16 protein-coding genes are annotated in these 15,478 nt (G+C 67.3%); 3 read left to right on the top strand and 13 right to left on the bottom strand.

The genetic code is table 11. The features are described 5' to 3' along the window. Position 1 precedes the first annotated feature (1 nt). The 9 genes from rplX to HPF_RS02955 all read right to left on the bottom strand — a co-directional run bounded on the left by rplX (position 2) and on the right by HPF_RS02955 (position 8,527). Entirely contained in the window at positions 2-322 is a 321-nt protein-coding gene (gene rplX, locus HPF_RS02995; protein WP_066157232.1) for a 50S ribosomal protein L24, read from the bottom strand. A 9-nt stretch (positions 323-331) separates the two neighbouring features. Further along, positions 332-700 carry a 50S ribosomal protein L14 gene (gene rplN / locus HPF_RS02990; RefSeq protein WP_009514936.1) on the bottom strand — a complete coding sequence of 123 codons (369 nt, stop codon included), beginning with the start codon at positions 698-700 and terminating at the stop codon, positions 332-334. Positions 701-891: 191 nt separating this feature from the next. Next, positions 892-2,463, bottom strand: coding sequence for a glycerol-3-phosphate dehydrogenase/oxidase (locus HPF_RS02985; protein WP_133155715.1), 1,572 nt, complete (start codon positions 2,461-2,463; stop codon positions 892-894). Positions 2,464-2,539: 76 nt separating this feature from the next. Then, on the bottom strand, positions 2,540-4,273 hold the full coding sequence (locus tag HPF_RS02980; protein ID WP_066157238.1) for an ABC transporter substrate-binding protein: 1,734 nt from the start codon (positions 4,271-4,273) through the stop codon (positions 2,540-2,542). 98 nt (positions 4,274-4,371) lie between these two features. Continuing rightward, the gene (locus tag HPF_RS02975) at positions 4,372-4,680 is read right to left on the bottom strand and encodes a DUF2160 domain-containing protein (RefSeq protein WP_066157242.1); all 309 of its coding nucleotides are present in this window, start codon (positions 4,678-4,680) and stop codon (positions 4,372-4,374) included. After that, positions 4,680-5,492 (bottom strand): carbohydrate ABC transporter permease, encoded by an 813-nt coding sequence (locus HPF_RS02970; protein ID WP_127804833.1) that lies wholly within the window; start codon positions 5,490-5,492, stop codon positions 4,680-4,682. The genes HPF_RS02975 and HPF_RS02970 overlap by 1 nt, the downstream gene beginning before the upstream one ends. After that, positions 5,489-6,379 (bottom strand): carbohydrate ABC transporter permease, encoded by an 891-nt coding sequence (locus HPF_RS02965; protein ID WP_133155714.1) that lies wholly within the window; start codon positions 6,377-6,379, stop codon positions 5,489-5,491. The genes HPF_RS02970 and HPF_RS02965 overlap by 4 nt, the downstream gene beginning before the upstream one ends. Next, positions 6,376-7,446: an ABC transporter ATP-binding protein gene (locus HPF_RS02960; protein ID WP_133155713.1), complete on the bottom strand. Its 1,071-nt coding sequence runs from the start codon at positions 7,444-7,446 to the stop codon at positions 6,376-6,378. The genes HPF_RS02965 and HPF_RS02960 overlap by 4 nt, the downstream gene beginning before the upstream one ends. Position 7,447: 1 nt before the next feature. Further along, positions 7,448-8,527, bottom strand: a complete 1,080-nt coding sequence (locus HPF_RS02955) for an ABC transporter ATP-binding protein (protein WP_079364316.1) — start codon at positions 8,525-8,527, stop codon at positions 7,448-7,450. 159 nt (positions 8,528-8,686) lie between these two features. Here HPF_RS02955 and HPF_RS02950 point away from each other — a divergent pair, with 159 nt between their 5' ends. The 3 genes from HPF_RS02950 to proC are packed head-to-tail and all read left to right on the top strand — an operon-like array spanning position 8,687 to position 11,845. Next, complete coding sequence (locus tag HPF_RS02950; RefSeq protein WP_133155712.1) at positions 8,687-9,463, top strand: DeoR/GlpR family DNA-binding transcription regulator; 777 nt, start codon at positions 8,687-8,689, stop codon at positions 9,461-9,463. Positions 9,464-9,494: 31 nt separating this feature from the next. Beyond that, positions 9,495-10,988: a glycerol kinase GlpK gene (gene glpK, locus HPF_RS02945; protein WP_133155711.1), complete on the top strand. Its 1,494-nt coding sequence runs from the start codon at positions 9,495-9,497 to the stop codon at positions 10,986-10,988. Between the two features lie 29 nt (positions 10,989-11,017). After that, entirely contained in the window at positions 11,018-11,845 is an 828-nt protein-coding gene (gene proC, locus HPF_RS02940; protein ID WP_133155710.1) for a pyrroline-5-carboxylate reductase, read from the top strand. Positions 11,846-11,996: 151 nt separating this feature from the next. Here proC and HPF_RS02935 read toward each other — a convergent pair whose 3' ends face one another. The 4 genes from HPF_RS02935 to HPF_RS02920 all read right to left on the bottom strand — a co-directional run bounded on the left by HPF_RS02935 (position 11,997) and on the right by HPF_RS02920 (position 15,430). Then, positions 11,997-12,374, bottom strand: coding sequence for a hypothetical protein (locus tag HPF_RS02935; protein WP_133155709.1), 378 nt, complete (start codon positions 12,372-12,374; stop codon positions 11,997-11,999). Positions 12,375-12,600: 226 nt separating this feature from the next. Then, positions 12,601-13,479 carry a 4-hydroxybenzoate octaprenyltransferase gene (gene ubiA, locus HPF_RS02930; RefSeq protein ID WP_133155708.1) on the bottom strand — a complete coding sequence of 293 codons (879 nt, stop codon included), beginning with the start codon at positions 13,477-13,479 and terminating at the stop codon, positions 12,601-12,603. Then, entirely contained in the window at positions 13,476-14,435 is a 960-nt protein-coding gene (locus HPF_RS02925; RefSeq protein WP_066157265.1) for a hydrogen peroxide-inducible genes activator, read from the bottom strand. Before HPF_RS02925 ends, ubiA begins: the two co-directional genes overlap by 4 nt. Continuing rightward, positions 14,432-15,430 carry a LysR family transcriptional regulator gene (locus HPF_RS02920; RefSeq protein WP_133155707.1) on the bottom strand — a complete coding sequence of 333 codons (999 nt, stop codon included), beginning with the start codon at positions 15,428-15,430 and terminating at the stop codon, positions 14,432-14,434. Before HPF_RS02920 ends, HPF_RS02925 begins: the two co-directional genes overlap by 4 nt. Positions 15,431-15,478: the final 48 nt, after the last annotated feature.

Genomic DNA, 15,478 nt, shown 5'->3' with positions numbered 1-15,478 from the left:
GTCATGCCACCTTGATTTCTTCGCCGCTGGACTTGTAGACGCGCACCTTGTTGCCGTCGGCCAGCTGCTTGATGCCCACGCGGTCAGCCTTGCCCGTGGCGCCATTGAAGATGGCCACGTTGGACTGGTGGATGGACATGGTCTTTTCCACGATGCCGCCGGTCACACCCTTCATGGGGTTGGGCTTGGCATGCTTCTTGACGATGTTGACGCCCTCGACGACCACACGGTCGTCAGATGCGCGCTCAAGCACCTTGCCGCGCTTGCCTTTGTCGCGCCCGGCGATGACGATGACCTCGTCGCCCTTACGAATCTTGTTCATGATGAATCCTCAGAGAACCTCGGGGGCCAGGGACACGATCTTCATGAACTTCTCGGTACGCAGTTCACGCGTGACCGGGCCGAAGATGCGGGTGCCGATCGGCTCCAGCTTGGCGTTGAGCAGCACGGCGGCATTGCCGTCGAATTTGATCAGGGCGCCATCCTGGCGACGGATGCCCTTGGCGGTGCGAACCACCACAGCGTTGTAAACCTCGCCTTTTTTGACGCGGCCACGGGGCGCTGCTTCCTTGATGCTGACTTTGATGACATCGCCCACACTGGCGTAACGGCGCTTGGAACCACCGAGCACCTTGATGCACATCACGGACTTGGCACCCGTGTTGTCAGCAACATCGAGTCGAGATTGCGTTTGGATCATTTGATTTAAGTCCCAACTTGAATCCTTCCGGCCACCACGGCTGGAAGTGATCAGTCTTGGGCCCGTCGTAGCCAACCACCCCGAAAGGATGGCCCGCGTCGCTGGGCAGAAAGCTTCGCCTTTTACAGCGAAGCCGCGGATTATTGCACTGCGAGATCAGTCTGTCAACTGTTCTTTGGTCACAGCCGGCCTCAGGTCGCGGCGGCCGGTGGCAAGTAGCTGGCGCACAGCGACTCGAACTCGGCCAGCGAAGGCCGGTCACAGCCCTCCTCTGCCAGGATCTCCGCCACACGCGGCGCCATGGCAGCGGCGGCGAGGGCATCCAGAAACAAAGCGCGCCAGCGCCGGGCAAGCACATCTTCAACAGTGTGCGCATACTCACTTCTGACTGCATACCGCACCATCGCCTCGGTGAGCCCCAGCCCCAGGGTTTGATCCGCGCCGGGGCAGGCTTGCACCTCATCGGCGTGCTGCCCGTACAGGTGCAGACCGGGGTCAGCATGCAGCGGCACCACCGCCCGCCCCGCGACGGGCGCGCCGTCCAGCGCATGGTGTTCTGTCTGCCCCCCCGGCCTGCGCGTCAGCAGGCCCGCGGCAAAACAGCGCTCCATGACGTCGTCCGCCATGGCCCGGTAGGTGGTCCACTTCCCGCCGGTGACCGTCAGCAGCCCGCTGGATTCCACCACGATGGTGTGTTCCCGCGACAGCACCTTGGTGCCTCCTCCGTCGTCCTTGGGCGGCGCCACCAAGGGGCGCAACCCGACCCACACACTGCGGATGTCGTGCCTCTGAACCGGACGGCGCAGCACATGGGCCGCTTCACCCAGGATGAAATCCAGTTCTTCCGCGAACGGCTGCGGTTCACGCGGCAGGTCCTGGCGGGGGGTGTCGGTGGTGCCCAGCACCAGTTTGCCCAGCCAGGGCACTGCAAACAGGACGCGGCCATCGCGCGTCTTCGGCACCAGCAATGCGTGGTGGCCGTTCAGGAATTCGCGGTCCACGACCACGTGCACCCCCTGGCTGGGGCTGACCATGCGGTCGGCGCCCGCGCTGCCCGGCGGACCGGCGCGGGCCCGCAGCGCATCGACCCAGACGCCGGTGGCGTTGATCACGCATCCGGCCTCGACCCGGCGAGAATGCCCGGACAGGCGGTCGCGGACGGTCACGGAGAAACCGGGCTCCGTCCGCTCCAGCGCCTCCACCTCGGCGTAGTTGAACAGCTGCGCCCCGGCGTTCTGAGCGGTTCGGGCCAGCGCCAGCGCAAGCCGGGCGTCGTCGAACTGGCCATCCCAGTACTGCACACCGCCCTTGAGCCCTTCGGGATTGACGCCGGGCAGGGCCTGCAGGGTCTGCGCCCGGCTGAGGAACTCCGTGCGCCCCAGGCCGGCGCGCCCTGCCATCAGGTCGTACAGTTTGAGCCCGGCGCCGTAGAACGGCGTCTGCCACCAGGCGTAGGAAGGCATGACGAACGGCAGCGGCTGCGCCAGGTGCGGCGCGATGCGCAGCACGGTGGCCCGTTCCGCCAGCGCCTCACGCACCAGGGCCACATTGCCTTGCGCGAGGTAGCGCACGCCACCGTGCAGCAGCTTGGTGGAGCGCGAAGAGGTGCCGCCCGCGAAGTCGTGCGACTCGAACAGGGCGACGGAGAACCCACGCAGCGCCGCGTCCAGCGCCACACCCAGGCCGGTGGCGCCCCCGCCGACCACCACCAGATCAAACCGGGGTTGGCGGGCCAGGGACTGAAGGCGTTCTACGGGATTCATGAATCAGAGGGTGACCGCACACACCCACCAGGGGTGCGTGCGGAGGTTTTACATCAGACCGGAAGACAGCATCCGGTCAACGCGCCTTGCCGGCCTTCCAGGCGTCCAGCAGGGTCTGGTAGGCGATGGTCTCGCCCTTCGGCTTCTCGTTGGCCAGCTTCTTCCACGGCGCCGACTTGTCGGAAAGCCACTTGTCGGCGCTTTCCTTCTTGTTCAGCTTGGGCGGGCACTGCGCCATGCCGGCGCGCTCCAGGCGCGCGAGCACCTCGTCCATCTCCTTGGCCAGATTGTCCATCGCACCCTGCGGGGTCTTCTCACCCGTGACAGCCTGCGCCACGTTCTTCCACCACAGCTGGGCCAGCTTGGGGTAGTCGGGCACGTTGGTGCCGGTGGGCGACCAGGCCACGCGGGCCGGGCTGCGGTAGAACTCGACCAGGCCACCCAGCTTGGGCGCCATGTCGGTCATGGCCTTGCTCTGGATGTCGGACTCGCGGATCGGGGTCAGGCCGACGATGGTCTTCTTGAGCGAGGTGGTCTTGGCGGTCACGAACTGGGCGTAGAGCCAGGCAGCGGCCGTCTTGTTGGCGTCATGTCCCTTGAAGAACGACCACGAACCCACGTCCTGGTAGCCGTTCTGCATGCCCTGCTTCCAGTAGGGGCCGTTCGGGCCTGGCGCCATGCGCCACTTGGGCGTGCCATCGGCGTTCACCACGGGCAGGCCGGGCTTGACCATGTCCGCCGTGAAGGCGGTGTACCAGAAGATCTGCTGCGCGATCTGGCCCTGAGCCGGCACGGGACCGGCTTCGCCGAAGGTCATGCCGGTGGCTTCCTTGGGCGCGTACTTCTTCATCCAGTCGACGTACTTGGTCAGCGCGTAGACGGCCGCGGGCGAGTTGGTGGCACCACCGCGCTCGACCGAAGCGCCCACCGGCGTGCACTTGTCGGCCGCCACGCGGATGCCCCATTCGTCGATCGGCAGGCCGTTGGGCGCGCCGATGTCGGCGGTACCGGCCATGGACAGCCAGGCGTCGGTGAAGCGCCAGCCCAGCGACGGGTCCTTCTTGCCGTAGTCCATGTGGCCGTAGATCGGCTTGCCGTCGATGGTCTTGACGTCGTTGGTGAAGAACTCGGCGATGTCCTCGTAGGCGGACCAGTTCAGCGGCACACCCAGGTCGTAGCCGTACTTGGCCTTGAACTTGTCCTTGAGGTCCTTGCGCTCGAAGAGGTCGGCGCGGAACCAGTACAGGTTGGCGAACTGCTGGTCGGGCAGCTGGTACAGCTTGCCGTCGGGCGCGGTGGTGAACTTGGTGCCGATGAAATCCTTGATGTCGAGACCGGGGTTGGTCCACTCCTTGCCCGCGCCGGCCATGTAATCGGTCAGGTTCATCATCTTGCCGTAACGGTAGTGGGTACCGATCAGGTCCGAGTCCGAGATCCAGCCGTCGTAGATGGACTTGCCCGACTGCATCGAGGTCTGCAGCTTCTCGACCACGTCGCCTTCCTGGATCAGGTCGTGCTTGACCTTGATGCCGGTGATCTCCTCGAAGGCCTTGGCCAGCGTCTTCGATTCGTACTCGTGGGTGGTGATGGTTTCGGACACCACCGAGATCTCCTTCACGCCCTTGGCCTGCAGCTTCTTGGCGGCGTCGATGAACCATTTCATCTCGGCCAGCTGCTGGTCCTTGCTCAGCGTGGAAGGCTGGAACTCGCTGTCGATCCACTTCTTGGCGGCGGCCTCGTCGGCCCAGGCCGCATGGCTGCCCAGGGCGCAGAGCGCGGCCAGCGCGAGCGCGTTGTATCGCAATTTCATCGTGTCTCCTTCTCTCGGGTTGATGTGAACGCTGCCCCTCATGGTGCTGGGTGACCACGGCCCCGGGGCAGCGCCGGGCCGTATTCCCTCGAAACGGTTCAGCCCTTGCGCATCACCAGCGCCAGGGCCAGCATGGACAGCACGAAGCTGATCCACACACTGGGCTCCTCCTCCAGCGACATCAGCTCGGCCATCCACTCGGCCGCGCCGACGAACACCAGGTTGATGTAGGCCGCCAGCAGCAGACCGATGAAGAGCCGGTCGCCGCGCGTGGTGGCCATCGGCAGGAAGCCCTTGCGCAAAGTCGTGGGAGAGCGGATCTCCCACACGGTCATGCCGATCAGCATCAGCACGATGCAGGTAAAAAAGACGGCCACCGGCGTGGTCCATGCCATCCACTCGAACATCACACCCTCCCCATGGCAAAGCCTTTGGCGATGTAGTGCCGGACGAACCAGATCACGATCGCCCCCGGCACGATGGTCAGCACACCCGCCGCGGCCAGCGTGGCCCAGTCCATGCCGCTGGCACTGACGGTGCGCGTCATGGTGGCGACAATGGGTTTGGCGTTGACGCTGGTGAGCGTGCGCGCCATCAGCAGCTCGACCCAGCTGAACATGAAACAGAAGAACGCCGCCACACCCACGCCTGCCTTGATCAGCGGCAGGAAGATGGTGATGAAGAAGCGCGGGAAGCTGTAGCCGTCGATGTAGGCGGTCTCGTCGATCTCGCGCGGGATGCCCGACATGAAGCCTTCGAGAATCCACACCGCCAGCGGCACGTTGAACAGCAGGTGCGCCAGTGCCACCGCGATGTGCGTGTCCATCAGGCCCACCGTGGTGTAGAGCTGGAAGAAGGGCAGCAGGAACACCGCCGGTGGCGTCATGCGGTTGGTCAGCAGCCAGAAGAAGACGTGCTTGTCGCCCAGGAAGCTGTAGCGACTGAAGGCGTAGGCCGCCGGCAGCGCCACGGTCAGCGAGATCACGGTGTTGATGCACACATAGATCAGGCTGTTGATGTAGCCCGAATACCAGCTCTCGTCGGTGAAGATGAGCTTGTAGTTGTCCCAGGTGAAGGACTGCGGCCAGAGGCTGAAGCTGCTGAGGATTTCCTGGTTGGTCTTGAAGCTCATGTTGACCATCCAGTAGATGGGCAACAGCGCGAACACCAGGTAGGCGATGAGGAACAGCGTCCTCTTCTTGAATCGACGCTCGTTCACGATTGCACCTCTTTCTCGGCCTGGCCGAGGCTCTGCATCCAGTTGTAGAGCACGAAGCAGAACAGCAGGATGATGAGGAAATAGATCAGGGAGAACGCAGCGGCGGGACCGAGGTCGAACTGGCCGACCGCCTTCTGCGTCAGGTACTGGCTGAGGAAGGTGGTGGCGTTGCCGGGGCCGCCACCGGTGAGCACGAAGGGCTCGGTGTAGATCATGAAAGAGTCCATGAAGCGCAGCAGCACCGCGATCATCAGCACGCCGCGCATCTTGGGCAGCTGGATGTAGCGGAACACGGCGAACTTGCTGGCGCCGTCGATGCGGGCGGCCTGGTAGTAGGCGTCGGGAATGCTGCGCAGGCCGGCGTAGGCCAGCAGGGCCACCAGCGGCGTCCAGTGCCACACGTCCATCAGCAGCACGGTCAGCCAGGCGTGGATGGCGTCGCCGGTGTAGCTGTATTCGATGCCCAGGTTCTCCAGCGTGTGGCCGAGCAGGCCGATGTCGGCGCGGCCGAAGATCTGCCAGATGGTGCCGACCACGTTCCAGGGGATCAGCAGCGACAGCGCCACGATCACCAGCGTGGCCGATGCCTTCCAGCCCTGGGCCGGCATGGCCAGCGCGAGCGCGATGCCCAGCGGGATCTCCACCGCCAGCACGGCCATGGAAAACTTCATCTGGTTCCACAGCGCGGCGTGCAGGTCCTCGTCCCGCATCACGCTGGCGAACCACTCGGTGCCCACGAAGACGCGCCGCTCGGGCGAGATGATGTCCTGCACCGAGTAGTTCACCACCGTCATCAGCGGCAGGATGGCCGAGAAGGCCACGCAGATGAAGACGGGCAGGATCAGGAACCAGGCTTTCTGGTTGACGGGTTTGGTCGTGGTGCTCATGCCACCAGCTCCTCGTTTTTGTAGAAACAGGTGTGCTCACCCAGCACCTGCGCACCGACCTCGTCGCCCACGGCGGGCAGCGCCGCATCCGGCGCCAGGCGGGCCTTGAGGGTCTGGCCCGCTGCGTCCAGCGTGACCAGGAAGTAGGTGCCGATGTCCTGCACTTTCTGCACCGTCGCGGGCAGCGTGGCCGCGGCACCGGCGGGCGCCAGCGCCAGGTACTCGGGGCGGATACCCAGGCGCAGCGAGCCTTCGGGCAGCGCCTGCGGCGCCGCCAGCTGCCGGCCGCCGAGCTGCAGCTGTCCGCCCATGGCCTGCACCTCCAGGAAGTTCATGCCCGGCGAGCCGATGAAGTGGCCAACAAAGGTGTGCGCGGGGCGCTCGAACAGCGCGTCGGGCGTGCCCAGCTGCACCACCTTGCCGCGTGTCATCACTACCACCTGGTCGGCGAAGGTCAGGGCCTCCACCTGGTCGTGGGTGACGTAGATCAGCGTGAGCTTCAGTTCGTGGTGGATCTGCTTGAGCTTGCGCCGCAGCTGCCACTTCAGGTGCGGGTCGATCACCGTCAGCGGCTCGTCGAACAGCACGGCCGACACATCGGGCCGCACCAGGCCGCGGCCCAGGGAGATCTTCTGCTTCTGGTCGGCACTGAGCCCGGCGGCGCGCATGTCCAGCTGGTGGCTCATCTCCAGCATCTCGGCGATCTGGCCCACCCGGGCCTTGATCTGCTGCGCCGGCACCCGGCGGTTCTTCAGCGGGAAGGCCAGGTTCTCCGCCACGGTCATGGTGTCGTAGATGACCGGGAACTGGAACACCTGGGCGATGTTGCGCTGCTGCGGCGTGGCGCGCGTCATGTCCTGGCCGTCGAACTTCACTGTGCCGTGCGACGGCACCAGCAGGCCCGACATGATGTTGAGCATGGTTGTCTTGCCGCAGCCCGAGGGGCCGAGCAGCGCGTAGGCGCCGCCGTCCTCGAAGCTCATGTTCAGCGGCAGCAGCGCGTAGTCGCTGTCTTCCTTCGGGTTCGGCCGGTAGGAGTGGGCGAGGTCGAGATCGATGCGGGCCATCTCAGACTCCCTTCGCGCGTTGCGGCGCCACCAGCAGGTCGCCGGACTGGTCGAAGGCGTACACCTGCGCCGGGTTCACGTGCAGGGTGATCGCGCTGCCCAGGGCGAAGTCGTGCACGCCGGTGAGCTGCGCCACGATCTCGCCGACCGCCGTGTGCACGTGCACGAAGGTGTCGGAGCCGGAGATTTCGGCCAGCTCGACCTGACCGGCCAGGGCCACGTCGCCCGGACGCGGCGCCACGCGCACGGCGCTGGCGCGGATGCCCAGGGTCAGCGACCGAGTCGCTTCGCGCGGCAGGCTCACGGCGATCAGCGGACCGCCCTGCAGCTGGGCACCGCCCTCGGCCACGTCGGCGGCCAGCAGGTTCATGGGCGGATCGCTGAAGGCGCGCGCCACGCGCAGCGACTTCGGGCGGTGGAACACCTCGGCCGTGGGGCCGTACTGCAGCAGCTCGCCCTGGTCGAGCACCGCGGTGTAGCCGCCCAGCAGCAGGGCCTCGCCCGGTTCAGTGGTGGCGTAGACCACGGTGGAGTCGCCGGCGGCGAACAGCTGGGTCAGCTCTTCGCGCAGCTCCTCGCGCAGCTTGTAGTCCAGGTTCACCAGCGGCTCGTCCAGCAGCATCAGAGGGGCGTTCTTGGCCAGCGCGCGCGCCAGGGCCACGCGCTGCTGCTGCCCGCCCGAGAGCTCGGCCGGCAGGCGCTCGAGAAACACCTCGATGTGCAGCCGCGCCGCCAGTTCGCGCACGCGGCGCTCGATCTCGGCCCGGGGCCGACCGCCGAGCTTGAGCGGCGAGGCGATGTTGTCGAACACCGTCATCGACGGGTAGTTGATGAATTGCTGGTAGACCATGGCCACGTTGCGCTCGCGCACCGGCGTGCCGGTGACGTCGCGCCCGTCCACCAGCACGCGCCCGCTGGTCGGCACGTCCAGGCCGGCCATGAGGCGCATCAGGCTGGTCTTGCCCGCCTGCGTGGCGCCCAGCAGCACCGTGACGGCGTCCGGCGCCGGATTCAGACTCATGGGGTGGAGGTGGACCGAAGGCCCGACCGTCTTGCCCACCTGCTCCAGGGATAGCTGCATTCGATGTCCAGAAGGAGGCCCGCGGGCCTGTTGTTTTATTTTCGTTTGGCGGATTCTATTGTTCGTTTCTGTTCTTCTTTATTCGGTATTTACCCTTAACGGCCGAATATCCTTTTCCGTTATGTTCGGAGCACCCCGATCCCCGACCGCACGATGTCCATGAACCTGGCCCCCCGACACACCCACCTGCTGGACGTGGTGCGCACCCACGGCCCGCAGACCATCGAAGCCCTGGCCGAGCGCTTTGGCGTCACCCTGCAGACCGTGCGCCGCGACGTGCAGCGCCTGGCCGAAGCCGGCCTGCTCTCGCGCTTCCACGGCGGCGTGCGGCTGCCCGGCTCCACCACCGAGAACATCGCCTACCGCCAGCGCCAGGCCATGGAGTCCGAGGCCAAGACCCGCATCGCCCGGGCCATCGCGCAGCGCGTGCCCAACGGCTGCTCGCTGATCCTCAACATCGGCACCACCATCGAGGCGGTGGCGCGCGAGCTGATGCAGCACCAGGGCCTGCGCGTCATCACCAACAACCTGCACGTGGCCGCCCTGCTGAGCGCCAACCCCAGCTGCGAGGTGATCGTGGCCGGCGGCCAGGTGCGCGGCGCCGACCAGGGCATCGTCGGCGAGGCCACGGTGGATTTCATGCGCCAGTTCAAGGTCGACATCGGCCTGATCGGCATCAGCGGCATCGAGGCCGACGGCACGCTGCGCGACTTCGACTACCGCGAGGTCAAGGTCGCGCGCACCATCATTGGCCAGTCGCGCGAGGTCTGGCTGGCGGCCGACCACAGCAAGTTCAACCGCCCGGCGATGGTGGAGTTGGCGCGGCTGGACGAGGTGGACGTGCTGTTCACCGACGAACCGCCGCCACCGCCTTTCGACACCCTGCTGACCCAGGGCGACGTGGAATGCGTCGTCGCGGGTCGCGAGGCCAGCTGACACCTTCGAAGAATCAGAGACGAGACACCCCATGACTTACCTGCTGGCCCTGGACCAGGGCACCTCCAGTTCGCGCAGCATCGTGTTCGACCAGGCCGGCCATGTGGTCGCGATGGCGCAGCGCGAGTTCCGCCAGATCTACCCGCAGCCGGGCTGGGTCGAACACGACCCGCGCGACCTCTGGACCACGCAGCTGGAGACGGCGCGCGAAGCCCTGGCCAAGGCCGGCCTGAAGGCCAGCGACATCCGCGCCGTCGGCATCACCAACCAGCGCGAGACCACGGTGGTGTGGAACCGCAAGACGGGCGAGCCGGTCTACAACGCCATCGTCTGGCAGGACCGCCGCGCCGAATCCACCTGCGCCGCGCTGCGCGAACGCGGCCTGTCCGAACCGGTGCTGCAGAAGACCGGCCTGCGCATCGACGCCTACTTCTCGGGCACCAAGCTGCAGTGGATCCTGGACCACGTGCCCGGCGCGCGCGCGCAGGCCGAGGCCGGCGAGCTGGCCTTCGGCACCGTCGACAGCTGGCTGATCTGGCAGCTCACCGGCGGCGCGGCCCACGTGACCGACCACAGCAACGCCGCGCGCACCATGCTGTTCAACGTGCACACCCAGCGCTGGGACGAGGAACTGCTGGCGGCCATGACCATCCCCGCAGCCATGATGCCCACCGCCCTGCCCTCCAGTGCCCACTTCGGCGAGGTGCGCAGCGAGTGGCTGGGCGGCCCGCTGGTGATCGGCGGCGTGGCCGGCGACCAGCAGAGCGCCCTGTTCGGCCAGGCCTGCTTCTCGGCCGGCATGGCCAAGAACACCTACGGCACCGGCTGCTTCATGCTGATGCACAACGGCGAGCGCTTCCAGACCAGCCAGAACGGCCTGATCACCACCGCCGCCGCGCAGTTGCCCGGTCCTCCCCAGTACGCCTTTGAGGGCAGCGTGTTCATCGGTGGCGCCGTGGTGCAGTGGCTGCGCGACGGCCTGCGCGCCATCCCCTCCAGCAGCGAGGTGCAGGCGCTGGCCGAGAGCGTGCCCGACGCCGGCGGCGTGGTCCTGGTGCCGGCCTTCACCGGTCTGGGCGCGCCCTACTGGCAACCCGAGAGCCGCGGCGCCATCGTCGGCCTCACACGTGGCAGCACCATCGCCCACATCGCGCGCGCCGCGCTGGAGAGCATCGCCTTCCAGAGCGCCGCCCTGCTCGACGCCATGAGCCGCGACGCGGTCGCCAGCGGCGGCGTGCCGGTGGCCGAGCTGCGCGTGGACGGCGGCGCCTGCGTCAACGACCTGCTGATGCAGATCCAGGCCGACCTGCTGGGCATCCCGGTGGTGCGACCGGCCGTGATCGAAACCACCGCCCTGGGCGCTGCCTACCTCGCAGGCCTGCAGTGCGGTGTGTACGCCGGGCTGGACGAGCTCTCGAAGCAGTGGCGCGCCGAGCGCGTGTTCCACCCGACGCTCTCGCGCGAGCGGGCGGCGGAAAAGATGGCCGAATGGGAACACGCGGTGCGGCAGACCACCGCGCCCTGAGCGCTCAACGCCTCGGGGACAATGCCGGCATGAACACGTCCACCCACCCCCTCATCACCTTCATCGGCGGCGGCAACATGGCCAGCGCCATCATCGGCGGCCTGGTCCGTCAGGGCCACCCGACCAGCGCCCTGCAGGTGGTCGAGCCCTGGGACGAGCAGCGCGCGAAGCTGGCGCAGCAGTTCCCGGGCATGACCGTGCTGCCCGCCGCCAGCGCCGATCTGCAACCCTCCGACCTCGTGGTCTGGGCCGTGAAGCCCCAGACCTTCAAGGAGGCCGCGCTGGCCGCCGGCCCCTTCCTCGGCCAGGCCCTGCACCTGAGCGTGGCCGCCGGCATCACCAGCGAGAGCATGGCCGGCTGGCTGCAGACCCAGCGCATCGTGCGCGCCATGCCCAACACGCCCGCGCTCGTGGGCCTGGGCATGACCGGCCTGATGGCGCGCGCCGCCGTGTCGGACGCCGACCGCGCGCTGGTCGAGCGCGTGGTCCGCACCACCGGCGAGCTGGTCTGGGTGAACGTGGAATCGGACCTGGACGCGGTGACCGCGATCTCGGGCTCCGGCCCGGCCTACGTGTTCTATTTCCTCGAAGCCATGCGCGACGCGGGCGCGAAGATGGGCCTGGCGCCTGAGGTGGCGCAACAACTCGCCATCGGTACCTTTCTGGGCGCCGCCACGCTGGCGCAACGCTCCAGCGATCCGCTGCAGACGCTTCGCGAGCGGGTCACGTCCAAGGGGGGCACGACCTACGCGGCGATCACGTCGATGGAATCGGTGGGTGTGAAGACCAAGTTTGAAGAGGCACTGTTCGCTGCGCAGAAACGCGCAGAGGAGCTGGGTCGGGAGTTCGGCAAGTAGTCTTCGCGCGGCTCGCGGACGGGGTGCGCTCTGCTCCGCGGCTGTCCCCCGGCGGCTGGAGCCGCCTCCTCCTTTATGCCGCTGCGCAAAGCACACCGCATCCGCGAGTGGGATTGGCGAGCGAAGACCGGAATCGCCCCGAAGCCGCCGTCTAACCCCAAAACTTCCACCAAGGGCGTTGACTTTCTCCGGACGGAGCCTGCGCTGATTTGCGGCGGGTCTTCAGTTCCGCGATCTCCGCCTCAATCGCTGCTACGAGCTCCGGGTTCTCGGTGAACGAATCAGCTTGGGCAACTTTCGCCAGCGCTGCGATGGCAAGCTCCAGGTCCTGGTCATACTGGCCAATCGGCCACACGTAGACCCGGCCCAGCATTACAAACAATGCGCCTGCGGCGCGAACGACCTCTGGCTCGTCTGACGGGTCCGCTCGGATGCCCTCAAGCCAGCGAGCCCGCAGGCTCGTCGAGTCCATGAGGTCGCCGAACCAATCCGCAGCCGCATCGTTGTCCCAAGGCTGCAACGCCCACATTCCCATACGCACCTCCCTTTGATGTCCGCTTCTGGCCGATAGCCGCCATCGTACTGCGCCAAAACCGATGGGATGCACGCCTACCCGCCGGTCTGCCCACGGACGCGGTGTGCCCTGCGCAGCGGCATAAAGGAGGAGGCGGCTCCAGCCGCCGGGGGACAGCCGCGGAGCAGGGCACGCCGCGCCCGTGGGCCAGCGAGGATCCATGAGCGAAACTCAACGCACGTCAAACCAAGCCGAGCACCACACCCGCAAACACCGTGAACCCCAGCCAGTGGTTCAGGCGAAAGGCCTTGAAGCAGCCGTCGCGCGTGCGGTCCTTGATGAGCCGCCAGTGCCAGGCCACCTGGGCCAGCGCCACCAGCAGCATGGCGCCCCAGACCAGGAGGTTCACCTGGCCCCAGAGCACGGCGGTCCAGATGCCGAGGAACACCAGGTAGAACGCGGTGATGGCCGGCACGTCGGCATCGCCCAGCGTGATGGCCGAGGTCTTCATGCCGATCTTGAGGTCGTCGTCGCGGTCGACCATGGCGTACTCGGTGTCGTAGGCCAGCACCCAGAACAGGTTGCCCGCCATCAGCGCCCAAGCCTGCCAGGGCACCGCCTCGGTCACCGCGGCGAAGGCCATCGGGATGCCGAAGCTGAAGGCTACGCCCAGCACCGCCTGCGGCATGGACACATGGCGCTTGGCATACGGATAGATCAGCGACAGCACCAGACCCAGCACCGACCAGGCGATGGTCGCGGTGTTGGTGGTCAGCACCAGCAGGAAGGCCACGAAGGCCAGCACGCCACCCACCGCCAGCGCCTCCTTCACGCCCACGCGCCCGCTGGTCACGGGCCGCTGCGCGGTGCGCTTGACGTGTTTGTCGAACTCGCGGTCGGCCACGTCGTTGACACAGCAGCCGGCGCTGCGCATCAGGATGGTGCCCAGCACGAACACCACCAGCAGGTGCCAGCCCGGAAAGCCCTGCGCAGCAATCCACAGCGCCGAGAGCGAAGGCCAGAGCAGCAGCAGCCAGCCGGCGGGCCGGTTCCAGCGGATCAGGTCGAGGTAGAGCGCCAGCTTGGACGGGCGCGGTTCGGGCAATGCAGCGGAGCTCATGACAGTCTCTTCACACCCGGCAGTTCGCAGGCATAAACGGCGTTGCGCAGTTCGGCGATGGCTTCGTAGCGCGTGAAGCTGCGGCGCCAGGCCAGCACCACGCGCCGCGTCGGCGGGTCGCCGTCGAAGGGCAGGTAGTGCACGAACGATGCGTCGCCCAGGTCCTGCGAGTTGTCGGCCGAGCCGTCGAGCGCCGAGCGCGGCACCGACAGGCGCGGCACCAGGGTCACGCCCATGCCGGCGGCCACCATGTGCTTGATGGTCTCCAGCGACGAGCCTTCGAAGCTCTTGCGGATGCCCTCGGTGTCGCTGGAGAAGCGCGCGAACTCGGGACAGACCTCCAGCACGTGGTCACGGAAGCAGTGCCCCGTGCCCAGCAGCAGCATGGTCTCGTTCTTGATCTCGTCGGTGGTGATGGCCTTGCGCTTGGCCAGCGGGTGGCTGGCCGGTACGGCGGCCATGAAGGGCTCGTCGTACAGCGGCGCGATGGCGAGGTTGGTGTCGGGGAAGGGCTCGGCCAGGATGGCGCAGTCGATCTCGCCCAGGCGCAGCTGCTCCAGCAGCTTGACGGTGAAGTTCTCCTGCAGCATCAGCGGCATCTGCGGCGTGCGCTCGATCACCTGGCGCACCAGGTTGGGCAGCAGGTAGGGGCCGATGGTGTAGATCACGCCCAGCTTGAGCGGGCCGGCCAGTGGGTCCTTGCCGCGCTTGGCGATCTCCTTGATCGCGGCGGCCTGCTCCAGCACGGTCTGCGCCTGGCGCACGATCTGCTCGCCCAGCGGCGTGACCGCGATCTCGCTGGCGTTGCGCTCGAAGATCTTGAGCTCCAACTCCTCCTCGAGCTTCTTGATCGCCACGGACAGCGTGGGCTGCGACACGAAACAGGCCTCGGCGGCCTTGCCGAAGTGCTTTTCGCGCGCCACGGCAACGATGTATTTCAGTTCCGTCAGGGTCATGGCTGTATTTTGCTCTCGGACGCCGCGCCGCCTGCGCCCATGGGCATGTCGTCCAACCCGGACAGGCCCGGGAGCCCCCCGTCCAGCACCGGCATGTCCGCCAGGCGGTCCAGCACCACCTCGCGCACGCAGTGCCTCAACCATCGGTGCGCCGGGTCGGCGCTGTACCGCGGGTGCCAGATCAGGGACACGGAGAACGCCGGCACCTGCACCGGCAGGGGAGCGCTGTGCATGCCGTCGCGAAGGCTGTGGGTGTGGCGCTCGGGCACGTTGGCGATGTAGTCGGTGGCGCGGGCCAGCGCCAGCGCCGCGGAAAAGCTGCCCACGCTCAGGTCCAGCTGGCGCCGCAGGCCCAGACGTTCCAGCGCCTGGTCCACACCCTCCTGCCCGCCCGCGCGATGGGCCACGCCGATGTGCCGGCCAGCGACGTAGGGCTGCAGTTCGTGCAGCCGGCCGGCCAGCGGGTGCCCCTGGCGCACCACCGAGACAAACCGGTCGCTGAACAGCGCCTGGACCCGCAACTCCGGCGCCAGCGCCGGCCCCACCACCGCAGTTTCCAGATCGGCCAGACCTTCCCGCAAGGCCGCGCTGTCCCGCTCGGTCTTCTGCTCGAAGCACAGGCGCACGCCCGGCGCCTGCGCGGCCACACGCTCGACCAGCGCGGCGCCGAAGTTCTCGACAAAGCCCTCGCGGTTGCGCAGGGTGAAGGTCCGCTGCAACTGCTGAAGGTCCAGTACCTCCGCGGGTTGCAGCACCTCCACGCTGTCCTGCACCAGTTGGCGGACCTGCTCCCGCAACGCCAGGGCGCGGGGCGTGGGCACCAGGCTGCGCCCGGCCCGGACCAGCAGCGGATCTCCCGTGGTGTCCCGCAACCGCGCCAGCGCCCGGCTCATGGCCGAGGCGCTCAGGCGCAGCCGGCGGGCCGCCCCCGCCACGCTGCCCTCCTGCAGCAGGACATCCAGCGTGAACAGCAGGTTGAGATCGGGCGTGGGCATGGCCGCACCATAGCGCAAACCCACCATACATGGCGTCAGACGCAATAT

The sequence above is a fragment of the Hydrogenophaga pseudoflava genome (assembly GCF_004353865.1).
GTDB classification, from domain to species: Bacteria; Pseudomonadota; Gammaproteobacteria; order Burkholderiales; family Burkholderiaceae_C; genus Hydrogenophaga; species Hydrogenophaga pseudoflava.
The sequence above is the reverse complement of the archived record's forward strand: the minus strand, read 5'-3'. Positions and strand labels throughout refer to the sequence as shown.

Bases quoted from the DNA above. Each gene is read 5' to 3' on its own strand.
- rplX (WP_066157232.1), bottom strand. From the start codon at position 322: ATGAACAAGATTCGTAAGGGCGACGAGGTCATCGTCATCGCCGGGCGC.
- rplN (WP_009514936.1), bottom strand. From the start codon at position 700: ATGATCCAAACGCAATCTCGACTCGATGTTGCTGACAACACGGGTGCC.
- HPF_RS02985 (WP_133155715.1), bottom strand. From the start codon at position 2,463: ATGAATCCCGTAGAACGCCTTCAGTCCCTGGCCCGCCAACCCCGGTTT.
- HPF_RS02980 (WP_066157238.1), bottom strand. From the start codon at position 4,273: ATGAAATTGCGATACAACGCGCTCGCGCTGGCCGCGCTCTGCGCCCTG.
- HPF_RS02975 (WP_066157242.1), bottom strand. From the start codon at position 4,680: ATGTTCGAGTGGATGGCATGGACCACGCCGGTGGCCGTCTTTTTTACC.
- HPF_RS02965 (WP_133155714.1), bottom strand. From the start codon at position 6,379: ATGAGCACCACGACCAAACCCGTCAACCAGAAAGCCTGGTTCCTGATC.
- HPF_RS02960 (WP_133155713.1), bottom strand. From the start codon at position 7,446: ATGGCCCGCATCGATCTCGACCTCGCCCACTCCTACCGGCCGAACCCG.
- HPF_RS02955 (WP_079364316.1), bottom strand. From the start codon at position 8,527: ATGCAGCTATCCCTGGAGCAGGTGGGCAAGACGGTCGGGCCTTCGGTC.
- HPF_RS02950 (WP_133155712.1), top strand. From the start codon at position 8,687: ATGAACCTGGCCCCCCGACACACCCACCTGCTGGACGTGGTGCGCACC.
- glpK (WP_133155711.1), top strand. From the start codon at position 9,495: ATGACTTACCTGCTGGCCCTGGACCAGGGCACCTCCAGTTCGCGCAGC.
- proC (WP_133155710.1), top strand. From the start codon at position 11,018: ATGAACACGTCCACCCACCCCCTCATCACCTTCATCGGCGGCGGCAAC.
- HPF_RS02935 (WP_133155709.1), bottom strand. From the start codon at position 12,374: ATGTGGGCGTTGCAGCCTTGGGACAACGATGCGGCTGCGGATTGGTTC.
- ubiA (WP_133155708.1), bottom strand. From the start codon at position 13,479: ATGAGCTCCGCTGCATTGCCCGAACCGCGCCCGTCCAAGCTGGCGCTC.
- HPF_RS02925 (WP_066157265.1), bottom strand. From the start codon at position 14,435: ATGACCCTGACGGAACTGAAATACATCGTTGCCGTGGCGCGCGAAAAG.
- HPF_RS02920 (WP_133155707.1), bottom strand. From the start codon at position 15,430: ATGCCCACGCCCGATCTCAACCTGCTGTTCACGCTGGATGTCCTGCTG.